Genomic DNA, 14235 nt, shown 5'->3' on the forward strand with positions numbered 1-14235 from the left:
GCCGTACCGTTAGCGGATCGGCGCGGTCCGCTTGGTGATCTGGATCAATCGGCGTGGCGTCTTTTTTGCCCGGCGCGGCAAATTCTGCGGAACCGGCGGGCTAAACGCCGCGCCGAGAGACCTGGATGTCGAGGTCGCGCATCTTCTTTCTGAGGGTGTTCCGGTTCACGCCGAGCAGTTCGGAGGCCTTGATCTGGTTGCCTCGCGTCGCGCCGAGAGCCGCGCTGATGAGGGGAAGCTCCACCTCGCGCAGAATGCGGTGATAGAGGCCGGGCGGCGGCAGGTTCGCCCCGAACTCGGCGAAGTAGCGCGTCAGAAAACGCTCCACCGCGCCGCCGAGATCGTGCGGGCCGGCCTCCGCCTCCTGTGCGCCGACCTCGATGCCCGGGTTGAGCTCGCTCTCCACGACCGCTGCCGTGATCCGCTCCTGCGGATAAAGCGCAGTCAGGCGGCGGATGAGGTTCTCGAGCTCGCGGATATTGCCGGGCCAGCGGTAGCGCTGCATGGCCTCGAGCGCGTCCGGCTCCACCGTCTTGGCGGCGAGGCCCTCCTTTTCGGCGAGGGCGAGGAAATGGCGCACGAGGTCCGGAATGTCGTCGGCCCTTTCGCGAAGGGGCGGAAGGCGGATCGGCACGACGTTCAGCCGGAAGAACAGGTCCTCGCGGAAAAGGCCCTGGCGGATGAGGTTGCGGAGATCCTTGTTGGTTGCCGCAACGATGCGGACGTCGGTGCGGATCGGCGTGCGGCCGCCGACGGTGGTGTATTCGCCCTGCTGCAGGACGCGGAGGAGCCGGGTCTGCGCGTCCATCGGCATGTCGCCGATCTCGTCGAGGAAGAGCGTGCCGCCTTCGGCCTGCTCGAAGCGGCCGGCGGAGCGCGTCTGCGCGCCCGTGAAGGCGCCGCGCTCATGCCCGAAGAGCTCAGATTCGATGAGGTCGCGCGGGATCGCGGCCATGTTGACGGCGACGAACGGTCCCTTGCGGCGCTTCCCGTAATCATGGAGGGCGCGGGCGACCAGTTCCTTGCCGGTGCCGGATTCGCCGCTGATCATGACGGTGAGGTCGGTCTGCATCAGCCGCGCGAGGATGCGGTAGATGTCCTGCATCGCCGGCGACCGGCCGACGAGCGGAAGCTCATCCGGCGCGTCCTCGGCATCGGCGTTGCGGCGCGGGCCGCGCGGCTCGGCCATCGCCCTCCCGACGACCGCGACGAGCTCCTTCAGGTTGAACGGCTTCGGCAGGTAGTCGTAGGCGCCCTTCTCCGAGGCCCTGATCGCCGTCATGAAGGTGTTCTGCGCGCTCATGACGACGACCGGCAGGTCGGGACGGGTCCGCTTGATGCGCGGCAGGAGGTCGAACACGTTCTCGTCCGGCATGACGACGTCGGTGACCACGACGTCACCGTCGCCCTCCGCGACCCAGCGCCAGAGCGTGGCGGCATTGGAGGTGAGGCGGACGGAGTAGCCGGCGCGCGAAAGGGCCTGGTTCAGGACCGTCCGGATTGCGGCGTCGTCGTCGGCGACCAGGACTGTCCCGGTGGTCATTTCAGGTCCTCGGCGGGTTCGTGGCCCTCTTGCGGCGTGAAGGCGGGCATCAGGAGACGGAAGGTGGTGCGGCGCGGCTGCGATTCGCATTCGATGACGCCGCCATGGTCGCCGATGATCTTGGCCACCAAAGCGAGGCCGAGGCCGGTGCCGTTCGCCTTGGAGGTGACGAAGGGATCGAACAGATAGGGCAGCAGGTCCTCGGGCACGCCGGGACCGTTGTCGGTGACGGAGAACTCGAGCGGCAGGCTGACCTTGCTCCGGCTGCCGGGGACCGCCATGCGGATGCCGGGCCGGAAGGCGGTCTTCAGCATGATCTCGCCGTCGCGCGCCGACCCGATCGCCTCCGCGGCGTTCTTCAGGAGATTGAGGAAGACCTGCACGAGCTGGTCGCGGTTGGCGTAGACCGGGGGCAGCGAGGGGTCGTATTCCTCGACGATCCTGATGTTCCTCGCAAAGCCGGTCCGGGCGATCGTCTTCACCCGCTCCAGCACGACGTGAATGTTGACCGGCTCGCGCTGCACCGGGCGCTCGTCGGCGAACACCTCCATCCGGTCGACGAGGCCGACGATCCGGTCGGTCTCCTCCTGGATCAGCTGCGTCAGCGCCTTGTCGGCCGGCTCGGCGTCGGTCTCCAGGAGCTCGGCCGCACCGCGGATGCCGGACAGCGGGTTCTTGATCTCGTGGGCGAGCATGGCGGCAAGCCCCGTCACCGTGCGGGCGGCGCTGCGATGCGTGAGCTGCCGGTCGATCTTCTCGGTGACCGAGCGCGGCAGGAACATGAGCGTGACGGAGCCCGGCTGCTCCGGGACGGGCGAAGCGTAGATGTCCACCACCCGCTCCGAGCCGATGCGCGGCGAGCTGATGTCGACGCGGTACTCCGACACGGTCGCCCCGCGCTCCCGCACCTGGTCGAGGAGATTCAGGAGCGGGCTGCCGAACGGGGCGAAACGCTCGAGGTCGTAGCGGGCGAGCACCGTCACGCTCGCCTGGAAGAAATCCTCCGCCGCCGTGTTCGCGCCGGCGATGCGGCCGTCCGGGTCGATCAGCAGGACCGGATGCGGCAGGGCATTCAGCACCGCGCCCGCATTCCCGGCCCAGGCCGAACCGCCCGGTTCGACGGGCACTGCTGCTCTGGCTCTCATGCCGCCTCCTGCCGGGTGTCGTCGAAGATCGAGGCGATCAGGCGGGCAACAACTCGCGGGTCCTCGCAAGTGAGCGCGGCCTGCCGCAGGGCTGCCGGCACGGCGGTGCCGGAATGGTCGAGGTACCAGGCGAGGTGCTTGCGGGCCGCGCGGATGCCGATCCCGGTGCCATAATGGGCAAGGATCGCGTCGTAATGGCCGAGAACGAGCGTGCCGAGCGCCGAGCCGACCGGCCGTTCCCGCGGCTTGAGGCCGGCGAGGAGCGCGCCGATCTGCCCGACGATCCAGGGGCGGCCGCAGCTGCCGCGCCCGATCATCACGCCGTCGGCGCCCGAGGCCGCGAGCATCGCATCGAGATCGGCAGCATCGGCGAGGTCGCCATTGGCGATGACCGGAATTGCGACCGCCTCCTTCACCCGGCGAATCGCGCTCCAATCGGCCGCGCCCTTGTAGAACTGACAGCGCGTCCGCCCGTGCACCGTGACCAGCGCCACGCCGGCGGCTTCGGCGCGGGCTGCGAGCTCGGGCGCATTCAGCGAAGCGTCGTCCCAGCCGAGCCGCATCTTCAGCGTGACGGGCACGGACGCGGCGGCGACGACCGCCTCGACGATGCGCAGGGCGCGCTCCGGATCGCGCATCAAGGCGGATCCGGCATAGCCGGTCGTCACCCGCTTGGCTGGGCAGCCCATGTTGATGTCGACGATGCGCGCTCCCGCGCCCTCGGCGACCCGCACGCCCTCCGCCATCGCGTCGGGCTCCCGGCCCGAAAGCTGCACGACGTGGAGATCGATCCCCTCACCTTCGGCTCTCAGCCGCGCCTCCTCGGTGACGCGCCCGCTCGCCTCGCACGCGACCATCTCGGACACGACGAGGCCCGCGCCCCAGCGCGCGGCGATGCGGCGGAAGGGCAGGTCCGTCACGCCGGACATCGGCGCAAGAAAAGCCCTGTTCGGGACCTCGAGCGGCCCGATCCGGAGCGGCGCGGGATAGCAAATCCCAGTCACTGAACAATTCTTCATCATCTCGATTTCTGCACATATTATGGACAAAGGGCAAGCTCAAGCCGCGGCGACGGATATGCGACGCTTGTGCTATTGCGACGCTGTGCCATCCACCCTCTCCTCCTCTGGGCGCGACATCGCCGCCCTCGTCGTCGCCGCCGGGCGCGGCGCCCGGTCGGGCAGGTCCCTCCCGAAGCAATATGCCCCGCTCGCGGGCGAGCCGGTGCTCCGCCGCACGCTCCGCGCGCTGCAGGGCGCCGAGGTCTTCTCGCGGATCACGGTCGTCATCCATCCAGACGACCGCCTCGCCTACGACGAAGCAACGGCAGGCCTGCCGGGCCTCACCCCTCCCGTCTCCGGCGGCGCCACGCGCCAGGATTCGGTGCGCCTCGGCCTCGAGGCGCTCGCCGACGACCCGCCCGAGATCGTGCTCATCCACGATGCCGCAAGGCCCTTCGTGTCGCCCGCGCTCATCGCGCGCGTGGTGGAGGCCTGCGACGCCGGGCACGGCGCTCTCCCGGCGATCGCGGTGGCGGAGACACTGAAACGGTCGGCCGGCGGGCTGATCGTCGAAGACGTTCCGCGCGAGGGGGTCTCCGCGGTGCAGACGCCGCAGGCCTTTCCCTTCGCCGCAATCATCGCCGCCCATCGGGAGGCGCAGGCGCTCGGCCTCGGCAATCTCACCGACGATGCGGCCGCCGCGTCGATCGCCGGCCTTCCGACCCGCACCGTCGCGGGCGACCGCGCCAATCTCAAGCTGACGACGCCGGACGATTTCGCATTCGCCGAAAGGATGCTGCAGGACATGCACGAAACGCGCATCGGCCACGGCTACGACGTGCACGCCTTCGCGGTGGGAAACGCGGTGACGCTCTGCGGCGTGAGCGTCCCGCACGAGGCAAGCCTCCACGGCCATTCCGACGCCGATGTCGGGCTCCATGCGCTGACGGACGCCGTCCTCGGCGCGATCGCCGACGGCGACATCGGCGCCCATTTCCCGCCGAGCGACCCGCAATGGCGGGGCGCCGATTCAGCGCGCTTCCTGGCGCATGCCGCCGCGCGGGTGCGCGCCCGCGGCGGCCGGATCGTGAACCTCGACGTGACGCTCGTCTGCGAAGCGCCCCGGATCGGGCCGCACCGGGACGCGATGCGCAGCACCGTTGCCGCGATCGCGGACGTTTCCGTGGAACGCGTCAGCGTGAAGGCGACCACGAGCGAGCGGCTCGGCTTCACGGGACGGCGCGAGGGGATCGCCGCTTTCGCCACGGCGACGGTCGCGCTGCCCTGCGACGCCCCATGAACGGCTTCGCCGACCTCGCGGCGGGGGCCGCCGGCCTGGTCGCCCTCTGCAAGGAGAAGGGCCTGCGGATCGCCACGGCGGAATCCTGCACCGGTGGGCTGATTGCGGCGGCGCTGACCGAGGTACCGGGCTCCTCCGCCGTCTTCGACCGCGGTTTCGTGACCTATTCGAATGCCGCGAAGACCGACCTCCTCGGCATCGCCGCCGCGCTGATCGAGGCGGAGGGCGCGGTGAGCGAGAAGGTCGCCCGCGCGATGGCCGAAGGGGCGCTCGCCCGCTCCGCGGCGGACATCGCGGTCGCGGTTACGGGCGTCGCCGGGCCGGGCGGCGGGACGGCCGCCAAGCCGGTCGGCCTCGTCCACATCGCCGCGGCGATGCGCGGCGCCGGCGTGGAGCACCTCGAATGCCGCTTCGGCGACCGCGGCCGCCAGGCCGTGCGCTTCGCTACCGTTGAGACCGCGCTCACGCTCCTGCGCCGGATGGCGGAGTAGGCTCAGGCGTCGATCGGGACGGCGGCGCTGTAGATGACGGCGGCGCGCGCCTCGAAGGCGTCGGCGAAGGTGCGGAAGACGCGGTCGAACATGGCGCCCATGAGAAGCGCGAGGGCGCGGCTGCGGAACTCGTACTGGATGCAGAAGCTGATGAGCGAGCCGCCCTCGGGGTGCGGCTCGAAGCTCCAGCTGTTCTCCATCGAGCGGAACGGGCCGTCGAGGTAGTCGGCGCGGATCTCCAGCGTCGGCCGGTCGAGCGTGACCTTGCTGGTGAAGGTCTCGCGCAGGAGCTTGTAGCCGACCGTCATGTCGGCGACGAGGATCTCGCGCTCGCCGTCGCGCCGCCTGGCCCGCACGTCGAGGCGCTCGCAGAACGGCACGAACTCGGGATAGCGCTCGACGTCTGCGACGAGGTCGAACATCAGCTCGGGCGGGTGCGGGACCCGGCGGGTCGTCCGGAACTCGGGCATCGGGACCGCCCGCGTCAGCCGCGGCTCGCGCGGGCCGCCTTCAGGCGGGCGAAATCCTCGCCGGCATGGTGCGAGGAGCGCGTCAGCGGGCTCGCGGAGACGAGCAGGAAGCCCTTGGCATAGGCGATCGTCTCGTAGGACTTGAAGGAAGCCGGCGTCACGTATTCCTTCACCGGGTGGTGCTTGCGGGTCGGCTGGAGGTACTGGCCGATGGTCAGGAAGTCCACGTCCGCCGTCCGCAAGTCGTCCATCAGCTGCAGCACCTCGTTCCGCTCCTCGCCGAGCCCGACCATGATGCCGGACTTGGTGAAGAGCGTCGGGTCGAGCTCCTTCGCCCGCTGCAGCAGGCGGATGGAGTGGAAGTAGCGCGCGCCGGGCCGGACCGTCAGGTAGCGCGACGGCACGGTCTCCAGATTGTGGTTGAAGACGTCCGGCTTCGCCTCGACGACGGTCTCGAGCGCCCCGGGCTTGCGCAGGAAATCGGGCGTCAGCACCTCGACCGTGGTCGCCGGCGACTGCCGGCGGATGGCGCGGATGACGGAAGCGAAGTGCCCTGCCCCGCCGTCGTCGAGGTCGTCGCGGTCCACGGAGGTGACGACGACATGGGTCAGGCCCATCTTCGCGACCGCGTCAGCGACATGGGCGGGCTCGTCCGGATCGACCGGCCCGGGCAGGCCGGTGCGGACGTTGCAGAAGGCGCAGGCGCGCGTGCAGGTGTCGCCGAGGATCATGAAGGAGGCGTGCTTCTTCGACCAGCATTCGCCCATGTTGGGGCAGCCGGCCTCCTCGCAGACGGTGACGAGCTTGTGCTCGCGCACGATGTCGTGCGTCTCGCGCCACCCGGGTGAACCGGGGGCGCGGACACGGATCCATTCGGGCTTCCGCAGGAGCGGCGTATCGGGACGATGCGCCTTCTCGGGATGGCGGGGCCGGGCTTCGCCCTCGGGGCGAAGCGTGTCGATCAGCGTGACCAGGACTTTCTCCCTATCTGCGGCCCTTTATGTGCCGTCCCATCCAGATCAGGAGGCTGGCGCCAATGACCGCCACGATGAGCTGTCCGAAGAACCCGCCGAGGGTCCGGTCCATCAGCGCGTAGAGGATCGCGTTCAGGATGACCGCGCCGAGTATGCCCAGGATGATGTTCATGAGCAGGCCGTGATCCGCCTTCATGATCTTCTCGGCGATCCACCCCGCGAGCGCGCCGATGACGATCGTCATGATCCAGCCGAAACCTTCCATCCGTCAGCTCCTTTGATCCGGCCCCGATCGGATCCCCGCGTGCTGTAAACGTGGACAAGCGGACCAAGGGCGTCAAGGACACGGCCCCTGCGCCCGTGATGTGTGTTCGCCGCCACGCCTCCCCTGGGTGGCTGCCGGCGGCGCGCCGAGACGTATCAACTCGGGCGCGACGGTCAAGCGCGTCGGAGGCATGGCAGCCCGCCCGCACGGGCATGCCCGGCACCGCGGCCTCAGATGATCGCCGGCCGCCTCAGCCGGCCGAGTGCTCCGTTGAGGAAGGCGCCCGTGCCGACGAGCACCGCCACGAGCACGAGCCAGCCGCCGACGACCGGCACGACCCAGACGAGGCCGAGCACCACGCCGCCGAGGAGAAGCATGAGGAGCGTGCGGCCGAAGCCCGGCGGCCCGTCGGACCGGCGCCAACCGGCCAGCCCCATCGCCGCGACGGCAAGCCCAGCGAGCAGCACGAACGGCAGCACGAGCAGGAGCGCGAATCCGACCGGGGCGCCGAGCCCGGTCATCATCAGGAGGAGCGCGAGCACGGGGATGGCGACGGCGGCGAGCACGCCCAGCGCCGCGCTCGCGAGCGGCCGCCGCCCGACTGCCGCGGCGCCGTCCTGGACGGCTCCGCGCGCGAGCAGATAGAGCACGATCCCGGCGACGAGGATGGCGCCCGCGATGAACAGCGCGACCAGGAGATGCGTCGCCCAGCCCGGCAGGCCGCCCCAGGTCTTCGGCTCGTCCGCCCGAACCGCTCCGGCGACCTGCGCTCCCGGGCGGATCTCGGGCTCCCGGTCGGACTGGAAGACGAGATCGCCGCCGAGCACCGCGCCGGGCGCGACCACGATGCGGTCGGCGGCGACCGTGACCGTGCCGTCGATCCGTCCGGACAGAGTGAGCACCGATGCCGAGATCTCAGCGTCGCCCGCCACGTGGCCGGCGACCGAGACCAGCGCGCCGCCCGCCCAGAGGTCGCCGGCGACTTCGGTCCCCGGCGCGATGGTCACGCGGGCGCCGATCGCGCGCATGTCCCCGGCCGTCACGATGCTCGCATTCACGACCGCGCCCGCGAGGTTCACGTCGCCGCCGGCCCGTCCGGTCACGTCGATGATTGCGCCGGCGGCCTGGAGCTTGCCGCCGACCGACCCCGCGACCGACACCTCGGCGCCGGCGACCTGCAGGTCCCGCTCCACGTCCGCCTGGACGTCGAGCAGCGCGCCCGCGGCCCGGATCGCCCGTGCCCGGCCGGTGACGGTGACGCTCGCCGCCGCTTCCGCGATCTCTCCGCCGCTCGCCTCGATCGAAACGACGGGCCCGCTGCCGCCGGTTGCCACAGCGGACTGGGCGAAGCCGTGACCCGCCCCGCCGAGGAGCAGGATTGCCGCCGCCGAGGCGGCCCGGACGAACCGCCGGAACCGGAACGAATCAGACATGGAAGCCTCCTGCCGCGATACGACCGGACATAGCACGCCGCGCCGAGCCGGACGGCCAGGACGGCCGGAGGTCGTAAACGGTGCGGAACTCCGCCTCAGACGTGGATCACGCGTCCGTAGGCGTCGAGCACGCTTTCGTGCATCGTCTCGGAAAGCGTCGGGTGCGGGAACACGGCGTGGATGAGCTCCTCCTCCGTGGTCTCCAGGTTCATGGCGAGCACGAAGCCCTGGATGAGCTCGGTCACCTCGGCACCGACCATGTGCGCCCCGAGGAGCTGCCCGGTCTTCGCATCGAACACCGTCTTGACCAGGCCCTCCGGCTCGCCGAGCGCGATCGCCTTGCCGTTGCCGATGAAGGGAAACCGGCCGACCTTCACCTCGTGGCCCGCTTCCCTGGCCCTGGCCTCGGTCAGCCCGACGGAGGCGATCTGCGGGTTGCAATAGGTGCAGCCGGGGATCTTGCCCTTGTCCATCGCGTGCGGATGCAGGCCCTTGATGGCCTCCACGCAGATGACGCCCTCGTGCTCGGCCTTGTGGGCGAGCATGGGCGGCCCCGCGACGTCGCCGATCGCATAGAGGCCCTCGACATTCGTGCGGCCGAACGGATCGGCGACGACGAGGCCGCGGTCCGTCTTCACGCCGAGCGCTTCCAGGCCGAGGCCCTCGATGTTGCCGACGACGCCCACGGCCGAGATCACGCGGTCGACCTTCAGCGTCTCGGTCTTGCCGCCCTTCAGCTCGATCGTCGCGGTGACGTCGTCGGCGCCCTTGTCGAGCTTCGTCACCTTGGCCTCGGTCTCGATCCGGATTCCCTGCTTCTCGAAGCGCTTGCGGGCATGGGCGGCGATCTCGGCATCCTCGACCGGCAGGATCTGCGGCAGGATCTCGACGACCGTCACCTCGGCGCCGAGCGAGCGGTAGAAGGAGGCGAACTCGATCCCGATCGCGCCGGAGCCGACGACGAGCAGCGACTTCGGCATGGCCTGCGGCGCCATCGCCTCGAAATAGGTCCAGACGAGCTTGCCGTCGGGCTCCAGCCCGGGCAGCGCGCGCGGCCGCGCGCCGGTGGCGACGATGATGTTCGCTGCCTCGTAATCGCCCGCGCCGAGCGCGCCCTTCGGCGGGTTCTCGGCCGCCGATACGGTCACCTTGCCCTTGCCGGCGAGCTTCGCGGCGCCCCAGATCACGTCGATCTTGTTCTTGTTCAGGAGGAAGCCGACGCCGTTCGAGAGCTGCGAGGCGACGCCGCGGGAGCGCTTCACCACCGCGCCGATGTCGAAGCCCACGCCCGAGGCGCTGAGGCCGTAATTCGCGGCGTGGCTCATAAGGTGATAGACCTCGGCGGAGCGCAGCAGCGCCTTGGTCGGGATGCAGCCCCAGTTGAGGCAGATGCCGCCGAGATGCGACTTCTCGACCACGGCGGTCCGGAGCCCGAGCTGCGCGGCGCGGATCGCCGCGACGTAGCCGCCCGGCCCTGCCCCGATCACGATGACGTCGTAGCTCTTTCCGGCCATGCGCTTCCCCCGGCGTTGCGATCGCGCCCTCCTTAACGCGATCGCTTGCGCCGCGCCACAGAGGCGGGCCGAATGGCTGCCATGAATTGGCGGCGTTGCGGCGCCGCCGCTTGCGTGCCGGTCAGCCGGCCGCGGGTTCGGTCGCGCCGGGGACGAACGTCAGCGCCAGGCCGTTGAGGCAGTGCCGCTTGCCGGTCGGCGGCGGGCCGTCGTCGAAGATGTGGCCGAAATGGCCGCCGCAGCGCCGGCAATGAACCTCCGTCCGACGCATGAAGAAGCTGCGGTCTTCCTTCGTGCGCACCGCATCCGGCAGCGATTCCCAGAAGCTCGGCCACCCGGTGCCGCTCTCGTATTTGGTCGCGGAGGAATAGACCGGCAGGTCGCAACCGGCGCAGTGGAACAGCCCGGCCCGCTTCTCGGCGTTGAGCGGGCTCGAGCCGGCCGGCTCGGTGCCCTCCTCGCGCAGCACGCGGTACTGCGCCGGCGTGAGGATCTGCCGCCACTCCGCCTCCGAGCGCATCAGTTCGAAGCGCTCGGCGGGAGCGGCGCCCGCCTCCCGTCCGCGTCCGAAAACCGCAAACGCGCCGGCGCCGAGCGCGGCGAGGCTGCCTCCGAGGAACAGGCGTTTCGTCATCATCGGTCCACTCCAACGGCTCGTCCGGTATCCGGACTAGTGCCGATATGGGCATCCGGTCGAGCCCGGATCAGTGCCGCTCACGCAGATGTAACGGTCGAGCGGTGCGCAATCGTCCTGCCGTGACCCGCGCGCTTGCGACCGGACGCCTCCCGTCCCTGCACGCCGAAGAACGGACGTTGCGCCGGCGAAGCTTTCGGGCGGCGTTTCGTTCAAGTGAATCATTCGGGAACGCTTGTGGACGGTAGCCATTCTGCACGATGCTGCCGAAGAGCAAGACGAGCGGGTGAGGACATGGGCCTGGCGATCGCGCAGTCGCAACTCCATGGCGAGGGTTGCTTCAGCACACGGCCGGCCGCGCGCGGCGACGTGATCGGCACGTGTCCGATCATGATCTTCTCCCCGGACGAGGTCGAGCTCGTCCGGCGCACCTCCATGAAGGACTACGTCTTCTACCTGAAGGACGGCGAGGCGCACGATCCGGCGCCCTGGTGCGCGCTGGCGATCGGCCCGATGTCGTTCCTCAACCACGACCCGGATCCGAGCTGCGACTTCTTCATCGACGAGAACACGGAAACGCTGTGCCTCGTCGCGCGGCGGGCGATCGGGGCGCGCGAGGAGCTGACGATCGACTACGGCGACTACGCCGGCGAGATCATCTGAGGCGCCCCGCCCTATCGGTCGCTCGAAGCCCGCGGAACCTCGCCGTCCGTATCGGAGCGTCCCGATATCCGGCCGCCGAAGGCGGCTTCCAGCAGAGCCTGCGTGTAGGGCTCGCGCGGATGCTGGAAAAGGTGCTCGGCAGGCCCGTGCTCGATCACCCGGCCGCCCTTCATCACCATGACCTGGTCCGCGAGCGCGCGGACCACCGCAAGGTCGTGGCTGATGAAGAGATAGGAGAGGTCGTGGGCGCGCTGCAGCGCGCGCAGCAGTTCGACGATCTCCTTCTGGACGGAGCGGTCGAGCGCCGAGGTCGGCTCGTCGAGCACCACGACGCGCGGCTTCAGGATCATGGTGCGCGCGATGGCAATGCGCTGGCGCTGGCCGCCGGAGAATTCGTGCGGGTAGCGGTTCCGCATCGCCGGCTCGAGCTGGACCTCCTCGAGCGCGGCGATGGCGCGGCGGTCGCGCTCCGCACGCGACAGGGCGGGCTCATGCACGAGCAGGCCTTCCGTGACGATCTGCCCGACCGTCATGCGCGGCGACAGCGAGCCGTACGGATCCTGGAACACGATCTGGAGCTCGCGCCGGAGCTTCGGATGGCGCTTGAGGTCGATCGCGCGGAGATCCTGGCCCTCGAAGCGGATGACGCCCTCCGAGGGCAGGAGCCTGAGAAGCGCTCGGCCGAGCGTCGATTTCCCCGACCCCGATTCGCCGACGATGCCGATCGTCTGGCCCTTGCGCAGCGCGAGCGTGACGCCGTCGACCGCCTTCAGCTCGAACCCGCCGCCGCCGAGCCACCCGCCGGGAAGATGGAAACGCACGCCGACATTGTGGCCTTCGAGCAGGATCGGCGCGTTCTTCGGCACCGGCGCCTTCGTGCCGGTCGGCTCGGCTGCCAGCAGCATCCGCGTGTAGGGGTGCTCGGGGCGCGCGAAGATCTCGGCGACGGCACCCTCTTCCACCACCTCGCCCGCGCGCATGACATAGACGCGGTCCGCGAAGCGGCGGACGATGCCGAGGTCGTGGGTGATGAACAGGATCGCCATGCCGAGCCGCGCCTGCAGTTCCTTCAGGAGCGCCAGGATCTGGGCCTGGATGGTCACGTCGAGCGCGGTCGTCGGCTCGTCGGCGATCAGGATGTCTGGCTCGTTGGCGAGCGCCATCGCTATCATCACGCGCTGACGCTGTCCGCCCGAGAGCTCGTGCGGATAGGCGTCGATGCGGCGCTCCGGGTCCTGGATGTGCACGAGGCGGAGGAGCTCGATCGCCCTGGCGCGTGCCGCCCGGCGGCCGAGCCCCCGGTGATGGATCATCGGCTCGGCGAGCTGCCGCCCGATCCGGTAGAGCGGATCGAGCGAGGTCATCGGCTCCTGGAAGATCATGGTGATCCGGTCGCCGCGGATGCGGTTGAGCCGCCGCGGCGTCAGCTTCAGGAGGTCCTCGCCGCGGTAGAGGATGCTTCCCTCGGCACGGCCGTTCGATGCCAGGAGCCCCATCGCCGCCATCACGGTCTGGCTCTTGCCGGATCCCGACTCGCCGACGATCGCCACCGTCTCCCCGGCCCCAATGTCGAGCCCGACGCCGCGCACGGCATGAACCTCCCCGGCCGCCAGCCGGAACCGGACGTGCAGGCCGCGGACACTGAGGATCGGCCCGGCGCCCATCTCAGCGGTCCTTCGGGTCGAGCGCGTCACGCAGCCCGTCGCCGATGAAGTTCAGCGAGAACAGGATGAGCGCGAGCGCGATCGAGGGATAGAGCAGCAGCCAGCGCGCGCCCTGGATGTTGCGCGCGCCCTCGGAGATGAGCACGCCGAGGCTCGTGAGCGGCTCCTGGACGCCGAGCCCGAGGAAGGACAGGAAGCTCTCGAGCAGGATCACGCGCGGCACGAGCAGCGTCATGTAGACCACGACGGGACCAAGCGTGTTCGGGATGATGTGGCGGAACACGATCGCCCGATTGGAGACGCCGAGCGCCTCGGCCGCCTGCACGAACTCCCGCCGCTTCAGCGAGAGCGTCTGGCCGCGCACGATGCGCGCCATGTCGAGCCATTCGATGGCGCCGACGGCGATGAACATCAGCACGAAGTTCCGCCCGAAGAAGACGACGAGCAGGATGACGAAGAAGATGAAGGGCAGCGAATAGAGGATGTCGACGACGCGCATCATCACATTGTCGATGCGGCCGCCGAGGAAGCCCGCCGTGGCGCCGTAGGTGACGCCGATCAGGAGCGCGACGAAGGTGGCGAGCAGCCCGATCGTCAGCGAGATGCGGATCGCGACCAGGATGCGGGCGAAGAGGTCGCGGCCGTTCGCATCCGTGCCGGCGATGAACCGCACGCGCGCCACGTCCGCTTCGAGGATCGCCGAGCGGCCGTCGGCCGCCGTCTGCGTGAGGCGCGCGTTGGAGAAGAGGTCGTTCCGCTCGACGTAGCGCACGATGCGGGGATCGATTTCCCGATCCGACCGGATTTCCGCCCGAACGCCGCGGTCGGTCACCTCGGCCGAGAGCACCTCCACCCTGCCCCGCGCGAGCGCCTGCTCGAATTCCGGGACGATGCGCTCCGCGCCTGGATACGGCTCGAGGCTCGCCGGCGCGCGGACATATTGCGGGTAGACGCGGTCGTAGGGGTGCGGCCAGACCATCGGGCCGAAAATGCTCGCCAGCGCCACGACGAGGAGTACGATCGCACTCGTCACCGCCGCCCTGTTCCGCCTCAGCCGCGCCCAGGCGTCGCGCCAGAGCGAACGGCCGCGGACCGGAGCGTCGAGGACCATGGGTTCGTTGACGATCGCCATGCGCCC

14 protein-coding genes are annotated in these 14235 nt (G+C 70.0%); 3 read left to right on the forward strand and 11 right to left on the reverse strand.

Annotation, left to right across the window (positions count from 1 at the left end; all coding sequences use genetic code 11):
- Window positions 1-100: 100 nt before the first annotated feature.
- From ntrC to dusB, 3 genes are read right to left on the reverse strand one after another with little or no spacing between them, the layout of a single operon-like run.
- Window positions 101-1543, reverse strand: a complete 1443-nt coding sequence (gene ntrC / locus ACUN0C_RS05015) for a nitrogen regulation protein NR(I) (RefSeq protein WP_445465222.1) — start codon at window positions 1541-1543, stop codon at window positions 101-103.
- Complete coding sequence (locus ACUN0C_RS05020) at window positions 1540-2688, reverse strand: two-component system sensor histidine kinase NtrB (protein ID WP_445465223.1); 1149 nt, start codon at window positions 2686-2688, stop codon at window positions 1540-1542. The genes ntrC and ACUN0C_RS05020 overlap by 4 nt, the downstream gene beginning before the upstream one ends.
- Window positions 2685-3710: a tRNA dihydrouridine synthase DusB gene (gene dusB, locus ACUN0C_RS05025; protein ID WP_445465224.1), complete on the reverse strand. Its 1026-nt coding sequence runs from the start codon at window positions 3708-3710 to the stop codon at window positions 2685-2687. Before dusB ends, ACUN0C_RS05020 begins: the two co-directional genes overlap by 4 nt.
- A gap of 55 nt (window positions 3711-3765) precedes the next feature.
- On the opposite strand from dusB, the gene ACUN0C_RS05030 reads away from it, so the two are divergent.
- Window positions 3766-4989 carry a bifunctional 2-C-methyl-D-erythritol 4-phosphate cytidylyltransferase/2-C-methyl-D-erythritol 2,4-cyclodiphosphate synthase gene (locus ACUN0C_RS05030; RefSeq protein ID WP_445465225.1) on the forward strand — a complete coding sequence of 408 codons (1224 nt, stop codon included), beginning with the start codon at window positions 3766-3768 and terminating at the stop codon, window positions 4987-4989.
- Window positions 4986-5480 (forward strand): CinA family protein, encoded by a 495-nt coding sequence (locus ACUN0C_RS05035; protein WP_445465226.1) that lies wholly within the window; start codon window positions 4986-4988, stop codon window positions 5478-5480. Before ACUN0C_RS05030 ends, ACUN0C_RS05035 begins: the two co-directional genes overlap by 4 nt.
- A 2-nt stretch (window positions 5481-5482) precedes the next feature.
- Here the strand turns inward: ACUN0C_RS05035 and ACUN0C_RS05040 are convergent, their stop codons facing one another.
- The 6 genes from ACUN0C_RS05040 to msrB all read right to left on the reverse strand — a co-directional run bounded on the left by ACUN0C_RS05040 (window position 5483) and on the right by msrB (window position 10770).
- The gene (locus tag ACUN0C_RS05040) at window positions 5483-5950 is read right to left on the reverse strand and encodes a type II toxin-antitoxin system RatA family toxin (RefSeq protein ID WP_445465227.1); all 468 of its coding nucleotides are present in this window, start codon (window positions 5948-5950) and stop codon (window positions 5483-5485) included.
- A gap of 14 nt (window positions 5951-5964) precedes the next feature.
- A complete protein-coding gene (gene lipA, locus ACUN0C_RS05045) occupies window positions 5965-6915 on the reverse strand; it encodes a lipoyl synthase (protein WP_445465442.1) in 951 nt (316 codons plus the stop codon).
- A gap of 19 nt (window positions 6916-6934) precedes the next feature.
- Entirely contained in the window at window positions 6935-7189 is a 255-nt protein-coding gene (locus tag ACUN0C_RS05050) for a GlsB/YeaQ/YmgE family stress response membrane protein (protein ID WP_445465228.1), read from the reverse strand.
- 230 nt (window positions 7190-7419) lie between these two features.
- Window positions 7420-8622 carry a hypothetical protein gene (locus ACUN0C_RS05055; RefSeq protein ID WP_445465229.1) on the reverse strand — a complete coding sequence of 401 codons (1203 nt, stop codon included), beginning with the start codon at window positions 8620-8622 and terminating at the stop codon, window positions 7420-7422.
- Between the two features lie 95 nt (window positions 8623-8717).
- Entirely contained in the window at window positions 8718-10136 is a 1419-nt protein-coding gene (gene lpdA, locus ACUN0C_RS05060) for a dihydrolipoyl dehydrogenase (RefSeq protein WP_445465230.1), read from the reverse strand.
- Window positions 10137-10257: 121 nt separating this feature from the next.
- Window positions 10258-10770, reverse strand: a complete 513-nt coding sequence (msrB, locus tag ACUN0C_RS05065; protein WP_445465231.1) for a peptide-methionine (R)-S-oxide reductase MsrB — start codon at window positions 10768-10770, stop codon at window positions 10258-10260.
- Window positions 10771-11064: 294 nt separating this feature from the next.
- On the opposite strand from msrB, the gene ACUN0C_RS05070 reads away from it, so the two are divergent.
- Entirely contained in the window at window positions 11065-11433 is a 369-nt protein-coding gene (locus ACUN0C_RS05070; protein WP_445465232.1) for an SET domain-containing protein, read from the forward strand.
- An 11-nt stretch (window positions 11434-11444) separates the two neighbouring features.
- Here ACUN0C_RS05070 and ACUN0C_RS05075 read toward each other — a convergent pair whose 3' ends face one another.
- Together ACUN0C_RS05075 and ACUN0C_RS05080 are read right to left on the reverse strand one after the other, a co-directional pair.
- Window positions 11445-13097 carry an ABC transporter ATP-binding protein gene (locus ACUN0C_RS05075; RefSeq protein WP_445465233.1) on the reverse strand — a complete coding sequence of 551 codons (1653 nt, stop codon included), beginning with the start codon at window positions 13095-13097 and terminating at the stop codon, window positions 11445-11447.
- 1 nt (window position 13098) lies between these two features.
- On the reverse strand, window positions 13099-14229 hold the full coding sequence (locus ACUN0C_RS05080; RefSeq protein WP_445465234.1) for an ABC transporter permease: 1131 nt from the start codon (window positions 14227-14229) through the stop codon (window positions 13099-13101).
- Between the last annotated feature and the right edge of the window lie 6 nt (window positions 14230-14235).

Source organism: Faunimonas sp. B44, assembly GCF_052655945.1.